Genomic DNA, 15,411 nt, shown 5'->3' on the forward strand with positions numbered 1-15,411 from the left:
CTAACTAAATGAAAAAAATACTTCCTTTATGTGCGGTGCTTGCGCTTGCGGCATGTAGCAACCAACCCAATCAATTAATTTTAAACCCCGTTTATCAAGGCGGCAAAATTTCAAACCTTAGCACTAGCGTTAGTACTAGCGTAATTGATTTACGCGGCGACAACGTGACCCTAAAAATTATTGAATCAGATAAAACTAAAACCCTTGCCAGCCCAGGTATTACTGATTCAGTGAAAAGCGCTCTAGACAGTGCATTAAGCCGTAATGGGGCGAGTATCTCAAACTTGGCGACAACACGCTTTGAATTAGATATTCATAAGCTACAAGCAGTTGTTACTGAAAAGATGATGACTCATACAAGTGACGCAACTATTGAATTAGGCTTAAGAGTAATCAGAAACTCAAGCACTTTCAGCAAGATATACCGTGGAAATGCAAACCTAGAAGGGCCACTCAGCCATGACCGTGCAAAAGTAGAAGGTCAGCTTAATAAGTTGACTGAGCAAATAATTACCCGCATTGTATCTGACCCAGAATTAATCGCCTATTTAGAAGGTTAACTATGAAGCGTATTTTATTACTTAGTTTTATATTGTTTTTTGCTCACAGTTCATTCGCAGCGACTGAGGGTAAATTTATTCAAAAAGATAATATGTTTCCACGCGTAGAAATTGTCACTACGCTTGGCAGTATTGTGGTCGAAATGGATCGTTCACGCGCACCAATAACCGTAAATAACTTTCTAACTTACGTTGCCGACGGTAGCTATCAAGGTAGTGTGTTTCACCGTGTAGAACGTGATGAAGACAACGAACGTGATTTTGTTATTCAAGGCGGTGGTTACGATAAAGACTATGATGGTCTGTACGAAGGTGACCCTATTTTTAATGAAAGTGGCAACGGGTTAAAAAACGATATGTATAGCATCGCAATGGCATATCAAGACCGTAAACCTCACTCAGGTACTCGTCAGTTTTTCTTTAACATGGACGATAACGATCATCTTAATCCTGGTCGCGACTGGGGCTTTGCCGTATTCGGTATGGTCATGGATGGCTATGACACACTAGACAAAATCATGCGTGTCGAAACCGCTTTTAACGAAAAAATAGGTTACAGCTTTGTACCCAAAGATCCTGTTGTTATCTTAAATGTAAAAGTGCTTGACGCTAATCAATAATAAATAGGGGCGCATGCCCCTTAAACTGGCAACACTATGACAAAACCCCTTTCTATTTCAGAGTATTTCTCGTACTTCAAAGATAAACGTTTAATCAATATATTCATCTTTGGTATCAGTAGTGGCTTTCCTTGGGTATTGATTGGCTCTGTCATGTCGGCTTGGCTAAAAGACGAAGGCTTAAGCCGCAGTATGATCGGGCTATTTGGCATCGTGTTTGGTGCGTATAGCATTAACTTTTTATGGTCACCGCTCGTTGACCGTGTAAAGTTACCTGTTTTATTTAACTGGCTAGGCCAGCGCCGTAGCTGGATTTTACTTTGCCAGTCAGTGATTTTTATTGGCACCTTTTCACTTGCTGGGCTCGATATCAAGGCCAACCTCTGGTTTGCTGCCGCGCTGTGTTTAGTTATTGCTATCGCTTCTGCGACTCAAGATATTGCTATTGATGCGTTTCGTATCGACACTTTAGCCGAAAACGAAAGCCACAAAGCCACCGCAGCAGCTGCAATGGCCACTTCAGGTTGGTGGAGCGGTTACGCCCTATTAGGCGCCCTGCCATTTTATATGGCCGACATCCCTTCAATTGATTGGCCACAAGTTTACTTTTTCTTATCTGTGGTAATGCTGCTATTAATGAGCAGCGTATTGTGGGCAAAAGAACCCGAATCAAACCGTGACGCTGTTCAAGCTGAGCTTGAACAAACCTATCAACAAAAGCTGGCTGGTAGTACGCAGACTCGCTTTGCTAAAGTTATTGCATGGCTTGCTGTAACCGTTTTTGACCCTTTCAGAACCTTCTTTGCCCGTAATGGCGTAAAAACAGCATTGGCATTATTGGCCTTTATTTTCTTATTTAAAATCGGTGAAGCCTTTTTAGGGCGAATGTCTATCGTGTTTTATAAAGAAGTGGGCTTTTCAAATAGTGACATAGCGACCTTCTCAAAAGTGGGTACTGCAGTGCTCACCATTGCTTTTACTTTTTTAGGAAGCTTATTCAATCAACGCTATGGCATTGTAAAAGGCTTGTTTATTAGTGGTATTGCGATGGCAGCCTCAAACCTTGCCTTTGCTTGGATTGCGATTGCAGGTCCTAAACTAAGCCTGTACGCGTTTGCTATTATTATTGATGGTTTTACCCAAGCTTGGTCACTCGTTGCCATGGTGGCGTTTATATCAATGTTATGTGATAGAGCATTTAGTGCGACCCACTATGCACTACTTGCTTCATTGGGTAATTTAGGCAGAACCTTACTGTCGAGCTACAGCGGCGTGGTTATTGATGACTGGTTGGGGGGAAACTGGGCGATGTTCTTTGTACTAACTGCATTGATGGTGATCCCATCTCTGGTATTTTTATTCTTAATTCGCCATAAGCTTTATGCGTTAGAAAACAACTATCATCAAAACAATTAACAAATTTGATACGCATGTGATTAGTATGATGAAAATGCAAGGGAGGGGCTTTAAATAGCGCTTCCTTGCACTATTTGTATTACTTTAAAAGCGGCGTTTCGCTTTTAGTAATGAATAATTAAGCGTCTTTAAGTAAGTTAAGACCTTCGTACGGGTCAACTTCTAAAGCATCGCAATAACGCATGAATTCAATTACATCTAAACGACGTTCTTGGTTTTCAATTTTACCAATGAAAGAATGTGGTGTACCTAAAACCTGTGCAAGGCTACGCATTGTGTGACCTTTCTCATGACGCTTAGTTTTAAGCCATTTCGTTAGTTTCGAGTTTTCTTCAGAAGAAACTGTTTTACCCATCATAAAATACATCTCCTACTAGATGATTCAAGTTAATAATTTAAGAGTGAAATTTGCCCGTCTCACTCTTGGACACATTATATACTAATAATTTTCAGTTTGAATGATTAATTATACAAATGTCCACCTTTTAGGTATGGACCGTTTTAGTATACAAGCTTAAGTGTAGCTAAAATTAAAGCATGTGCTCTATAGTTAACTGGTTAACTGTACCAAAAAATTGATCAATTGGAAGTGTAACAAGATGAAAGTATCACTTTAAATTCTGCATATTTATGCTTAAAGTGTATGTAAATACTGAAAAAGGCTAGGAAATGTTTCGTATATTATTTTTGTTGCCAATTGTACTGTGTGTGGCGTGGTACCTGTTTTTAAAACAAAATCGTGTACCAATTAAGCAAGGTAAGAAAGGGTTTGTGTATATTTTAATCGCCTCTGCGTTAGTTTTAGGCTTCTTTTTACTGATGATTAAAGTGACCCAACACTAGGGTCACTCATTTTTAATTAATCAGTAACGAATTTACCGATTACCGACGACGATCTCGCAGCATTAACAAGCAAGGCGTAAGTACCAGTGTTAATACAGTAGCAAATGTTAATCCACCCGCAACAGCCGTGGCCAATTGCACCCACCACTGAGTAGATGGCGCACCAAAATCAATATGACGGTTAAATAAGTCAATATTCACTTGCAGTACCATCGGCATTAATCCCAATATGGTGGTTACGGTAGTTAATAGTACAGGACGTAAACGCTGAGCACCAGTTCGTAAAATCGCATCTTTTGCAGCAAGACCTTGGCTACGTAAAACATTATAGGTATCAATCAATACAATATTGTTATTAACCACAATACCTGCAAGCGAGATAACCCCGATGCCTGACATCACGATACCAAACGGTTGCTGTAATACGATTAAACCTAAGAACACACCCACAGTTGAAAACAGTACAGCACTTAAAATCAAAAATGCCTGATAAAAGCTATTAAATTGCGTTACCAGAATGATCCCCATCACAAACAGGGCAACCACAAAAGCCTGCTCAAGGAAGGCTTCTGATTCATCTTGATCTTCGGTTTCACCACGCACTTTAATTTTCACGCGCGGATCTAACCCTTGCTCCTCTAGTTGCGCTTGTAAACGCGGCAACGCTTTAGCAAGTTGTTCACCCGGTTTCATGTCTGCATTAACGGTAACAACGCGCTGAGAATCAACACGGCGAATTGTATCGACCTTAGGAGCTGCTTGACGCTCAACAAAGTGACTAATTGGCACTTGCCCATGCATAGTTTTTACACGTAATGTTTCAAGACGTCCTAAATCTCGCTTGTCATGAGGAAAGCGTACGCGTATATCAATCTCGTCATCAACATCATCAGGGCGGTATTCACCTAGTTTTAAACCATTGGTAATAAGCTGAACATTCGCCCCTAGCATACTGGCATCCGCACCAAAACGAGCCGCATCCGAACGATTCAATTTAAGTTGCCACTCAATGCCCGGTTTTGAAGCACTGTCATCAACATTTCGAAACGCGCCATCATTTTCGATAGCTTGTCTTACTCGTTTTGCTTCACTGTTAAGCACATCAACAAATCGAGAGCTCAGCTCAATACTTAGCGCTTTACCACCACCGGGGCCGTTTTCATCTTTACGAAGTTCAATTTCGACACCAGCATAACTTGCCGTAATTTCGTTAACTTGACTGATTATATCTTCGGCAGGTGGACGCTCATCCCAGTCTTTGAGATTCATTCTAAACGTGCCTACCTGATCTTTACCGCCAGTACGAGCATACAAGGTTTTAATACCTTCCACTTTTAAAATGCGTGACTCAATGTCTTTCATGATCACGTCTTTTTCAAATATAGATAAGTCACTGTAAGAGCGTACTTTGATATTGACGCCATTTGGCTCAACATCAGGAAAGAACTCAACGCCTAGCTTAGAGACAGCAAATGCAAAGAATACCAAAATAGAAAACACGATTGCAGCAGCTAGGCTCCACCAAGGGCGCTCTGTTGCATAATCAAGCACTCGAATATAACGCCCAAGCATCCCTTTAATTTGTGTTAAGTCACCAGACTCAGCTAACTCTAAATCCTGTTTTTGCTGATCAGAAAGCGGCCTTGATTTTCCTATTAATCCACCAATGGTTGGCACAAAAACCAATGCCATAAGTAATGACGCAGTCAAGGTGGCAATAAGCGTAATCGGCAAGTATTTCATAAACTCGCCCATCATTCCCGGCCAAAATATTAGCGGTGCAAAGGCCGCTAAGGTCGTTGCCGTAGAAGCTATAATAGGCCACGCCATTCGCTCAGCAGCTAGTTTATAAGCAACCTTGCGCGGTTTACCTTCACTCATTGCTCTGTCAGCAAACTCACTGACAACGATTGCACCGTCCACCAGCATACCGACAGCCATGATGAGTGCAAAAAGCACCACGATATTCACCGTTAAACCAAACACAGAGATCACTAAAATCCCGGTTAAGAATGAACCTGGAATGGCAATACCTACTAAGAAGGCGGTGCGCGCGCCAAGTACCGCCACAATAACGATAACCACCAACAATACAGCAGACAGCACATTATTTTGCAGGTCAGAAAGCATCATCTTCACGTCTTTTGACATGTCGCCGGTGTAATCAACTCGTATATGCTCAGGCCAAATTGTCTTGGCCTCATTAACCACTTTTTTAACTTGATCGACCGTATCAATAATATTTTCGCCAGCACGTTTTTTCACTTCCAGCGAAACCGCATGACGGCCATTAATACGTGCGATTGAGGTTGGGTCTTTATATGCTCGGCGAATTTTTGCTACGTCCATAAAACGCACCACCCTATCGCCAACAACTTTCACAGGTTGCTCCATCACATCCTGAATCGTCTCAAATACCGACGGAATTTTTACAGCAAAGCGGCCTTTACCAGTATCAAGGGTACCGGCAGCAACTAAGCGGTTGTTATTTGATAGCAGTTGAATAATGTCATTCGGTTCAAGGCCATAAGAAATCATCGCCAGTGGATCGACCTCAATTTCGACCATATCCTCGCGGTCACCACCTACATCAACTTCTAATACGCTAGAAATGCTTTCTAGCTCATCTTTAAGATTACGGGCAAGGGTTAGCAAACCTCGCTCTGGCGCATAACCTGACAAGGTTAATGTAATTGTTGGCTGCTGATCTTCCATCAAGATTTCATGAACTTCTGGCTCTTCTGATTCAGAAGGCAGCTTTGCCTTGGCTAAACTAACTTTATCTCGTACATCTGCTAAGGCTTCTTTGGGATCCATACCCGCGATAAACTCAAGGGTCACAGAAGCATGCCCTTCACTAGCTACCGCTGACATTTCTTTTACGCCTTCAATTGAGCGAAGCTCAATCTCCATTGGCCTTACTAACAGTCGCTCAGCATCTTCAGGGGAAATACCATCATGAATAATCGACACATAAATAAAAGGAATGGTGACATCAGGATTCGCTTCTTTAGGGATAGTTTGATATGTCACCCATCCCGAGATCAGCAATAAGATGAAAATAGATAAAACTGTACGCGTGTGAGTCAACGACGCTTCGATTAAGTTTTTCATACTTAGTTGCTCGTTGCTTCAGTAAACACAGGCTCAACTTTGTCACCGGCACGCACAAAACCTTGACCAAGGGTAATAACATTCGCTTGCTCGCCTAAACCCCAAAGCCAAACGCCCTGCTCGGTGCTTTTAGCTAGATTTACCGACTTAAACTCTACAATATTGTCGTCATTCACGACTTTTACGCCGATATTACCTTGTTCATCTAGGGCCATAAAAGCCGGGCTTAATAACATGGCTGGCTCAGTTGGCAACTCAATATTAAGCTGAGTCGAAAAACCTGCTTTATATTTCATACCTGGGTTTTCAAACGCCGCTTCGATGCGAAATGTATTGGTGCTGTCATCAGCAACAGAAGCAATATAACGAATTCGACCCGGATAGGTTTTGTCATTTAACACATGAGCAAAGGTAGCTTGCCCAACTTCTAAGCCTTGCACTTCTTTTTGAGTCGCATCGGCTCTGACAATTAACGGGTCTAAATCAGCGAGCTGCAAAATAGGGTCGCCTATGCCAACATAATCACCAATTTCGACTAAACGTTTGTTGATAACGCCATCAAAAGCAGCACGTACTTCAGTGCGCTCTAGCTTTAATTCAAGGCTTACCAAAGTTGCTTTTGCTTGTTGCAACATAGCTTGTGCTTGCATGGTCAATACTTTGTTTTGTAAACCTTGCTGATTAAGTTTAAGCGCGCCTTTGTATTCAGTTTGGTACTGTGCCACTAAGGCTTCTGCTGATGTGATTTGGGCGGCTAAATCAGATTTATCGAGACGTAAAATAACCTGATCTTGTTTTACAAACTGACCTTCTTCAACCAAAATTTCGAGTACTTGCCCTGCTTGCCTAGCGCTAATGTTCGCGATTTTGTCAGGCTCTGACTTTCCATAAAAAGTTAGGTTTTTATTAATATTCTTAGCGACCAAAGGCATCACTTGCACTTTAGGCAAGCGCTCTTGAACTTGCTGATCAGTTTGCTGTGCTTTTTGATCTGCTTTGCTATCCCCAGATAGCATCCACAGTACAATCACCAAAACAATGGCGATAGCTAAAATATAGGGTTTCTTTTCTATTGTTGTAGTTATATTTGGCAACGCAAAATTCCTTCTAATAATGCGTAAAATTTAGCAGAGGCAAGATATTATGAGAAATTAAAGCAATAAAAAAGCCACATAAAGTGGCTTTTTTAAATAATTCGTTAAACGCTGAAGCTGGCTCCGCAACCACAGGTTGTTGTTGCATTCGGGTTATTAACAAAAAAGCGTGCGCCTTCAAGCCCTTCGGTGTAATCCACGGTACCATCAACTAAATATTGAATACTCATAGGGTCGACAACAAGCGTTACACCATTTTTAACAATTTCTAAATCGCCAGGGTTAGCTTTTTCATCAAAAGTAAAACCATATTGGAAACCTGAGCAACCACCACCTGTTACATAAACACGTAGTTTAAGATCTGGATTCTCTTCTTCTTCGATTAACTGTTTAACACGAACAGCTGCTGCATCGCTGAACTTGATTGGCAACTCATCTGACATACCAAAACCCTCAAAACCTATATTGGCCGCAATTATCTAATACCCGAGTGTTTTAATCAAGTATCACCAGAAGAGCATCTCAATTATGGTGAGGGTAACTGGCTAACCCATTCGCCTTGGACTAAAGTTTATTTGTACTACATTTGGGCTGGCATGAGTTTGCACTGAGGGAAGATAATTGTGATAGAGCATTTCAAGCTGCATTTTATAACTGATAATTTAAGCAGTGCGCAGGTCATTCCAGCTGAATACGATTTGCTCCTTGTGTTTGCTTCTATTCTCACAGCCGTATTTGCTTCGTATATCTCTTTTTTATTATCTGCTCGTATAAAACATTCTTATCTAAAAAATGAAAGTCAGATATGGACCATCATGGCTTCGTGTTTTTTAGGTATAGGAATTTGGGGTATGCACTTTGTAGGTATGCTTGCTTATACCTTACCCATCCCTATTGAATACAACATTAGCATTACTTTGATATCAATATTGCCAAGTGTGTTTGCCAGTTACATCGTACTCTCACCAGCACTACAAACCAACAAAGGGCTACTTTTTAGAAGTGTGCTAATGGGTGCTGGAATTGGCTCGATGCATTTTGTTGGCATGATGGCGATGGTGATGCCCGCAAAAATGGCTTATGATCCTTGGTTGTTCTCTTTATCTATTATCGTCGCTATTGTGCTGTCAGGTATTGCATTAAAAATTAATGATTTTCGACTTGCCAAAGGAGTTCATCAAACACGGATGAACTTAGTGGTGGCCTTGATAATGGGCAGTGCAATTTCGGGAATGCATTACATTGGCATGATTTCGATGTCGGTTTTTGAAACTGAATACACCACCTATGTTACAACCCACGACTACTCGACGTTAGCACAACTTATTATTTTTATTCTGGTGGCATTAAGTCTGTTTGTATTGGGTGCTGTTGAACTCAGAGCAAGGAGCTTATTATCAGCAAAACTGAAAGCAGTACTTAATACCGTACAAGATGTGGTAATTAGCTTTAATAATGAAGGAAAAATTGAATTTGCAAACCCGACTGTTATCCATGTTTTTGGCTATCAGCCGCATGATTTAATAGGCAAACATATTCGCACCCTGATCCCTGAAAGATCGTTAGAACTTGATGAAATCCTCAGAGATTCACAACTCAGCAAAAGAACGGCGGGTAAAAGTAGCAGTCGGCTCTTAAAAGGACAACGAGCGAATAAAAAACGTTTTCCTATTACGTTAACCATCAGCTCTATTGGTAAAAAAGAGTCAGGCCCTTATGTGGCGACAATAAAAGATTTGTCTGATATTCGAAACCAAGAGGCCTTTACGCAAACTATTTTCGATAATTTACCCATCATGTTATTTGTAAAAGAAGCAGAGCATCTAACTTTTAGCCATGTGAATAAAGCGGGTGAGCAACTCCTCGGTAAAAATAAAGACCAACTAATCGGTTTAAATGACTTTGATATTTTCAGTAATGAACAGGCAGTCAGTTTCGTGCAAACCGATCGCGATGTATTGAAAAGTGATGACACTCTCACTATAGAGGAAAAGCCAGTTACCATTGATGGTAATACTCATTACTTAAGGACACGGAAGCTCACTATTAAAGACAGTAATGGTAAAGCGCAATATTTATTGGACGTTTCTGAAGATGTAACTGAATTAAAACAAGCAAAAACCGAGCTTGAAAGCTTACACCAACGCATGTCTATGGCTGCAGATGCGGCTCATATTGGTATATGGGAGTGGAATTTTGACACTAATGAACTGATTTGGGATGACTGGATGCATACCTTATTTGAAATTCCAAAATCAGAATTTAAAGGGGACTATTCAGCATGGGCTAATAGCTTACACCCTGATGAATATGAAGACGTGACTAACAAGTTGAAACTCGCAATTTTAAATGGTGAAGAATTCCATGCAGAGTTTCAAATTGTTCTGCCTTCTGGAAAAACCCGCTATATCAATGCTGATGGGCGAATATACGGCAACCGGATGATTGGTGTTAATTTCGATATCACGAAGCGTGTTATAGCAGAGAAGAAAATTAGGCAATTGGCACAAACAGATCATTTAACAGGTTTAGCGAATCGTAGCGCGCTTGAGCGATTCATCAAGCAAGAGTTTGCCCGAGTTGAGCGCACAGGCTCTAAGGTAGGTTGTCTGTATTTTGATCTTGATAAGTTTAAGCCAATCAACGATACCCATGGCCATGCAGTGGGAGATAAAGTACTGATAGAAGTTGCTAAACGCTTACAAGACACCGCTCGAAAAACCGATTGCGTTGCTCGCATTGGTGGTGATGAGTTTGTAGTTATTGTTACCGACATAGAAAACCAAGTACAAATAAACCGTGCATTATCACGATTGATCTGTGCGATTAAGGCGCCAATAAAATCAGAATATGGTGACTTGCATGTAGAAGCGAGTGTTGGCTTTGCCTTATATCCAGATGATGCGCAATCATTTGATGAATTACTTAGCATGGCCGATAAGCGTATGTATGACCAAAAACATCACTGCTTTAGTTGTAATGTTATGAACTGCAAATAAGCAAATTAATAATGCTAAAAAGTCTAATTTAGACGTATACTTATTAAACAATTAATAATGATTCTTTTTCCATGCTTACTCGCTTTTATTATTTTATGGTACTTGTTTTCAGCTCGCTTGCAGCTGCTGATAGCACGTACCAAGAAACATGGAAAATCACCTCTTTAGAAGCCCCGCCATACGCCAGTAGTAAAATGGAAAATGGCGGTGATGCTATTGCTCTATTAAGAGACACGCTTGCCAAAAAATCGATACACCTCGAAGTTGAATATTTACCTTGGCAAGATGCAATAAAAAAAGCCCAGTTAACCGGCTACCTGGGTTATTACCCGGCTTGGCCCTCTGAAATGATACCTGGCTTTATAGCTTCACCCACTATTTTAAATTCTCAATTAGCTGTCATTACCACTCAGTCTAATTCACAAGATTTTGAAAATCTTGAACAGCTTTTTAATGAGAACAAAGTTGGCGTTGTTGAGCCTTATATTTACCCGGGTGTGGTCGAAAAAGTGATTCAATCCTATGCTGGCAGCATTGTGCAAACAGCAAACGATGAAGAGCTATTCCACTTAATGCAAACTAAGCAGATTAATTTTGCGATTACTGCGCCAAAAGTACTTAACTATTTTGCTGAGCAACAAAACCTACCTGAGCCAAAAATAGTAACTCAGTTTACCGACTCCCCATTAGTGATTGGTATACGGAATGACCCTGAAAACCGAGCTAAAATAGCCTTACTTAATGATTTATTTACTGGCGCAAAGCTATCTGCAACAAATTACTCTCGGCCAAAAAAGCTGTTGTTAACCTATATAGATATTCCGCGTGTAGCACCATTTAAAGCGTTAATGAGTGATGTTTATAATGATTTAAATATCAAAGTCCAGATGCAAGCAACACCATCTCGGAGAGGCGTATTGTTATTAAATGCAGGCATCGTTGACGGCGATATAGTGCGCTCACAAAGTAATATGCGTAAATTCGAGAATATTATCGTCGTAGAACCTAGCCTTGGCGTTATTAACTTAGTGCTCCTATGTCGAAAGTCGCTGCCATGCGATAGAGATAATTTATACAACCCTAACAACCTAATTATGAGCTCGATTGGTGATATAGAAATGCTTAATGAGTTTGATATTAAAGCCGAGATCATTCATAACGAAGATTTAAGTCACACGCTTACCATGCTAAAAAAAGGACGTGTCGATTACGCGCTTTATCCTGCGCTCAATAACGATATAACTACCTTTAAAAAAGACTTTTCAGTGGTGGTACTAAGGCAAATGGCTATCAACACGGTTATTCATAAAAAACATGCCCCACTGGTAGATGAAATATCTAAAGCTATTTCAGCTCGCTTGCCTGAATTAACGCAGCAAATTAATAATGGCAGCAAAGATTAGCTAGATTTACCCAAAATGCAGATAAAATTATAAAATCCCAACGACTTAGTTAATTTGATTTGCTAAACTGCGGCTCAAAAGTGCTGTGAGGAAATATGCATGTGGCTTGAGAGACTAAGACGTCGCCTAGCAAAGCCTAAAACATCTGTGCAATTGTGCTTACTTGGTGTAAGTGCAGGGTTAATTGCGGCAGTGTTGATCATACTTTTTCGCCTCACAATCATGTTTTTTCAAAGCTTATTTTTAGATAAGCCTGATGACTTCACCACTTTACCAACCTATGAGCGAATGATACTGCCAGTTGGTGCAGCCCTATTAATTGCCTTATTCGCCGCCCTAACAGGCTTTAAGCATTATCGTCTTGGCATTCCATTTGTAATTCACCGTATAAAAAAACACTATGGTCATATGCCGCTTTATAACACGGTGAACCAATTTGTTGGTGGCGCATTAGCCCTTATTAGTGGTTTTTCGGTCGGTCGAGAAGGCCCCTCTGTACATATGGGTGCAACAGGTGCCAGTTTACTGGCCGATAAATTACATCTTCCGCACAATGCAATGCGTACCCTCACCGGTTGTGGTGTTGCAGCCGGTATTGCTGCCTCATTTAACACCCCACTGGCAGCCGTCATCTTTGTTATGGAGGTGGTACTTAGGGAATATAAAGTGCATATTTTCGTGCCCATTATGCTCGCAGCGGTTACCGGCGCATTAGCCACTCAATTTGTATTTGGTGACGCTTCAGAGCTTGCCCTTATTACCATGAACCCGTTAAGTGGTTGGCATTACCCATTTTTAATCATTTTTGGTATGGCACTTGGCGCTGTTGCCTATGCATTTAACCAAAACTTGATGCTTATAATCCGTACTTTTAAACCACTAAGTATGTTCCCTCGTCTATTACTCGCAGGGTTAATAGCAGGCCTAATTGCATATATGGTTCCTCATGCAATGGGCTCAGGTATGAGTGCTATCACTATTGCTATTGAATCGCCAGATGATGTGCAGTTTTTAACAACCATCTTGATTGCCAAATTACTCGCCACCTTATTTGCCATTGGTTTAGGTATTCCAGGTGGGATCATCGGCCCTGTTATTGGGCTTGGGGTATTAATGGGCACCTTGATGGCCTTTTTCGCACAGTTCATTAGTCCGGGTGTTGATATCACAGGGACTTATAGCATGCTTGGCATGGCGGGGTTATTGGCTGCAACATTACACGCACCACTGGCTGCGCTTACTACAGTTATGGAATTGACCTCAAGCCCCGAGATTATTGTGCCAGCCATGCTGGTGATCTCAACGGCTTATGTTACAGCACTACAGTTTTTTGGTAACCGCTCTATTTTCATGCAACAACTCGATTTCCAAGGGCTTGAGTATCAAATATCGCCTGCTACCGAAGCATTACAAAAAGTAGGTGTGATGGATGAAATGGATGAGCAGTTCAAGCTGCTTTACAGTGACGACAAACAACAAATTAAAGAGTCGCTCGATGCCCTTGATAGCCAAACCCCGCTGATTGTTCATGATGAAGAGAATGGCTATCGTCTTGCGGAATATGATTTAAGCCTTATGTCTGATCAAGAAAGTAATATCAAATATGTCAGCCTTGCCGGCCTTAGTAGCCAAGCAACATTAGCCGATGCTTTTGACTTATTGAAAGATAAACGCAGCGGTGCGGTATATATTTACAACCTGCTTGATAACCAACAGATTATGGGCCTTTTGCGTTGGGACCAAATCAGACATATCCTTACCATACGCAACAGTTTGTTATAACAATTAAAATGGATGCTTAAATGACTGCGCTATTAGTTTATAAAACCTTCCACGTATTTTTTATGATTGCTTGGTTTGCCGGTATTTTTTACCTGCCACGTCTTTTTGTTTACCACGCAATGAGTGAAGAAAAAGCCTGTAACTCAATGCTGAAAGTAATGGAACGCCGCTTACTGTTTTTTGTGACGCCGTTTGCCATTTTAACATTGGTGTTTGGCGTACTGACCATTTTTGAATATGGTCGAGACTGGTTTAGATACAGCATGTGGCTGCACTACAAACTGGTGCTAGTGATTATTCTCTATATCTACCACGGCTATTGCTTTAAATTACTGGCTGACTTTAAGCATGACCGCAATACACGTAGCGATCGCTTTTACCGTATTTTTAATGAAGTTCCGGTACTCATCCTTTTAGCTATAGTGGCACTGGCAATTATTAAACCTAACTTATAATTTGCTGCTGTGAACGCTAAAAATTTGCTATAGTACTGCGCAAATTTATGCGGCCTCCCATACCGAGTGCCAGCGCCCTATAAATGTGATTAGGAACAAACCCCATGCTAAGTTTCCAAGGTGAAAATATCCTGTCGGTCAATCAGCTTGATCGAGATTGTATTGAACGTATTTTTGCAGTTGCTAAGAAAATGGAGCCTTATGCTAAAAAGCAAAAGCGCACCAATGTTTTAGAGGGCGCAATTTTAGCGAACTTGTTCTTTGAACCAAGCACGCGTACTCGCGTAAGTTTTGGTACTGCATTTAACTTACTAGGTGGTTTGGTTCGTGAAACAACGGGCATGCAAAGCTCAGCGCTTGCAAAAGGTGAATCTTTGTATGATACCGCACGCGTGATCTCAGCGTATGCAGATGCAGTCGCAATGCGCCACCCTGACGCAGGCTCTGTTGCTGAGTTTGCCACCGGGTGTGACGTGCCAGTGATTAATGGCGGTGACGGCCCGAATGAGCACCCAACACAAGCCTTACTAGACTTACTAACGATTGAACGTGAGCTAGGTCGTTTCAACCAAAGTATCGACGGTATGCATATTGCCCTAGTAGGTGATTTAAAATACGGCCGTACTGTGCACTCTTTATCTAAATTACTTTGCCATTATAAAGACGTTAAATTCTCTATGGTGGCACCTGATGGCTTACAAATGCCAGACTACATTTTAGATGCTGTTGATAACGCAGGTCATAAAATTCAAGTAGTAGATAAAATGGAAGGCAACTTGGCCGCCGATATTGTTTATCAAACCCGTATCCAAGAAGAGCGCTTCCCTTCTCAAGAAGAAGCTAACAAATACCGTGGTGGTTTCCGTATCAGTCAGGCTATTTACAACGCACACTGTAAGCCTAACTCAGTACTGATGCACCCACTTCCTCGTGATAGCCGTTTAGAAGCAAACGAGCTAGATAACGATTTAAATAGCAACGACAACCTAGCGATTTTCCGCCAAGTGCAAAATGGCGTGTTAATTCGCATGGCGTTGTTTGCTCTAACCTTAGATGTTGCCGACAAAGTTGAGCAATATGAAGTCGACGTGCCTTGGTTTAGCCGTAAACGTAATAGCTAACTTG

General features: G+C 41.2%; 13 protein-coding genes. 9 read left to right on the forward strand and 4 right to left on the reverse strand.

Features of this window, described 5'->3' with window-relative positions; genetic code table 11:
- Positions 1 to 8: 8 nt before the first annotated feature.
- Genes WA256_RS04735 through WA256_RS04745 form a run of 3 tightly spaced genes read left to right on the forward strand, consistent with a single transcriptional unit; the run spans position 9 to position 2,596 of the window.
- On the forward strand, positions 9 to 560 hold the full coding sequence (locus WA256_RS04735; protein ID WP_054562307.1) for a YajG family lipoprotein: 552 nt from the start codon (positions 9 to 11) through the stop codon (positions 558 to 560).
- Between the two features lie 2 nt (positions 561 to 562).
- The gene (locus tag WA256_RS04740; RefSeq protein WP_054562308.1) at positions 563 to 1,180 is read left to right on the forward strand and encodes a peptidylprolyl isomerase; all 618 of its coding nucleotides are present in this window, start codon (positions 563 to 565) and stop codon (positions 1,178 to 1,180) included.
- Positions 1,181 to 1,216: 36 nt separating this feature from the next.
- On the forward strand, positions 1,217 to 2,596 hold the full coding sequence (locus WA256_RS04745; RefSeq protein WP_054562309.1) for an AmpG family muropeptide MFS transporter: 1,380 nt from the start codon (positions 1,217 to 1,219) through the stop codon (positions 2,594 to 2,596).
- 118 nt (positions 2,597 to 2,714) lie between these two features.
- Here the strand turns inward: WA256_RS04745 and WA256_RS04750 are convergent, their stop codons facing one another.
- A complete protein-coding gene (locus tag WA256_RS04750) occupies positions 2,715 to 2,954 on the reverse strand; it encodes a helix-turn-helix domain-containing protein (protein WP_054562310.1) in 240 nt (79 codons plus the stop codon).
- Between the two features lie 311 nt (positions 2,955 to 3,265).
- On the opposite strand from WA256_RS04750, the gene WA256_RS04755 reads away from it, so the two are divergent.
- Positions 3,266 to 3,439, forward strand: coding sequence for a hypothetical protein (locus WA256_RS04755; protein WP_165385093.1), 174 nt, complete (start codon positions 3,266 to 3,268; stop codon positions 3,437 to 3,439).
- 39 nt (positions 3,440 to 3,478) lie between these two features.
- Here WA256_RS04755 and WA256_RS04760 read toward each other — a convergent pair whose 3' ends face one another.
- The 3 genes from WA256_RS04760 to erpA form a co-directional block, all read right to left on the reverse strand.
- Positions 3,479 to 6,553, reverse strand: coding sequence for an efflux RND transporter permease subunit (locus tag WA256_RS04760; RefSeq protein ID WP_335989323.1), 3,075 nt, complete (start codon positions 6,551 to 6,553; stop codon positions 3,479 to 3,481).
- A 2-nt stretch (positions 6,554 to 6,555) separates the two neighbouring features.
- Positions 6,556 to 7,647 (reverse strand): efflux RND transporter periplasmic adaptor subunit, encoded by a 1,092-nt coding sequence (locus WA256_RS04765; protein WP_335989325.1) that lies wholly within the window; start codon positions 7,645 to 7,647, stop codon positions 6,556 to 6,558.
- A gap of 104 nt (positions 7,648 to 7,751) precedes the next feature.
- Positions 7,752 to 8,090 (reverse strand): iron-sulfur cluster insertion protein ErpA, encoded by a 339-nt coding sequence (gene erpA, locus WA256_RS04770; RefSeq protein ID WP_036966451.1) that lies wholly within the window; start codon positions 8,088 to 8,090, stop codon positions 7,752 to 7,754.
- A 372-nt stretch (positions 8,091 to 8,462) separates the two neighbouring features.
- On the opposite strand from erpA, the gene WA256_RS04775 reads away from it, so the two are divergent.
- From WA256_RS04775 to WA256_RS04795, 5 genes are all read left to right on the forward strand, one after another.
- Entirely contained in the window at positions 8,463 to 10,646 is a 2,184-nt protein-coding gene (locus WA256_RS04775) for a diguanylate cyclase domain-containing protein (protein WP_335989328.1), read from the forward strand.
- 71 nt (positions 10,647 to 10,717) lie between these two features.
- Positions 10,718 to 12,049 carry a transporter substrate-binding domain-containing protein gene (locus WA256_RS04780; RefSeq protein ID WP_335989330.1) on the forward strand — a complete coding sequence of 444 codons (1,332 nt, stop codon included), beginning with the start codon at positions 10,718 to 10,720 and terminating at the stop codon, positions 12,047 to 12,049.
- A 99-nt stretch (positions 12,050 to 12,148) separates the two neighbouring features.
- Entirely contained in the window at positions 12,149 to 13,831 is a 1,683-nt protein-coding gene (locus tag WA256_RS04785) for a chloride channel protein (RefSeq protein ID WP_054562317.1), read from the forward strand.
- A gap of 20 nt (positions 13,832 to 13,851) precedes the next feature.
- Positions 13,852 to 14,286 carry a CopD family protein gene (locus tag WA256_RS04790; RefSeq protein WP_063527350.1) on the forward strand — a complete coding sequence of 145 codons (435 nt, stop codon included), beginning with the start codon at positions 13,852 to 13,854 and terminating at the stop codon, positions 14,284 to 14,286.
- 104 nt (positions 14,287 to 14,390) lie between these two features.
- Complete coding sequence (locus WA256_RS04795) at positions 14,391 to 15,407, forward strand: aspartate carbamoyltransferase (RefSeq protein ID WP_054554265.1); 1,017 nt, start codon at positions 14,391 to 14,393, stop codon at positions 15,405 to 15,407.
- The last annotated feature ends 4 nt before the right edge of the window (positions 15,408 to 15,411 follow it).

Origin of the sequence: Pseudoalteromonas sp. CH_XMU1449-3, assembly GCF_037027245.1 — a bacterium.
Lineage (GTDB): Bacteria > Pseudomonadota > Gammaproteobacteria > Enterobacterales > Alteromonadaceae > Pseudoalteromonas > Pseudoalteromonas shioyasakiensis.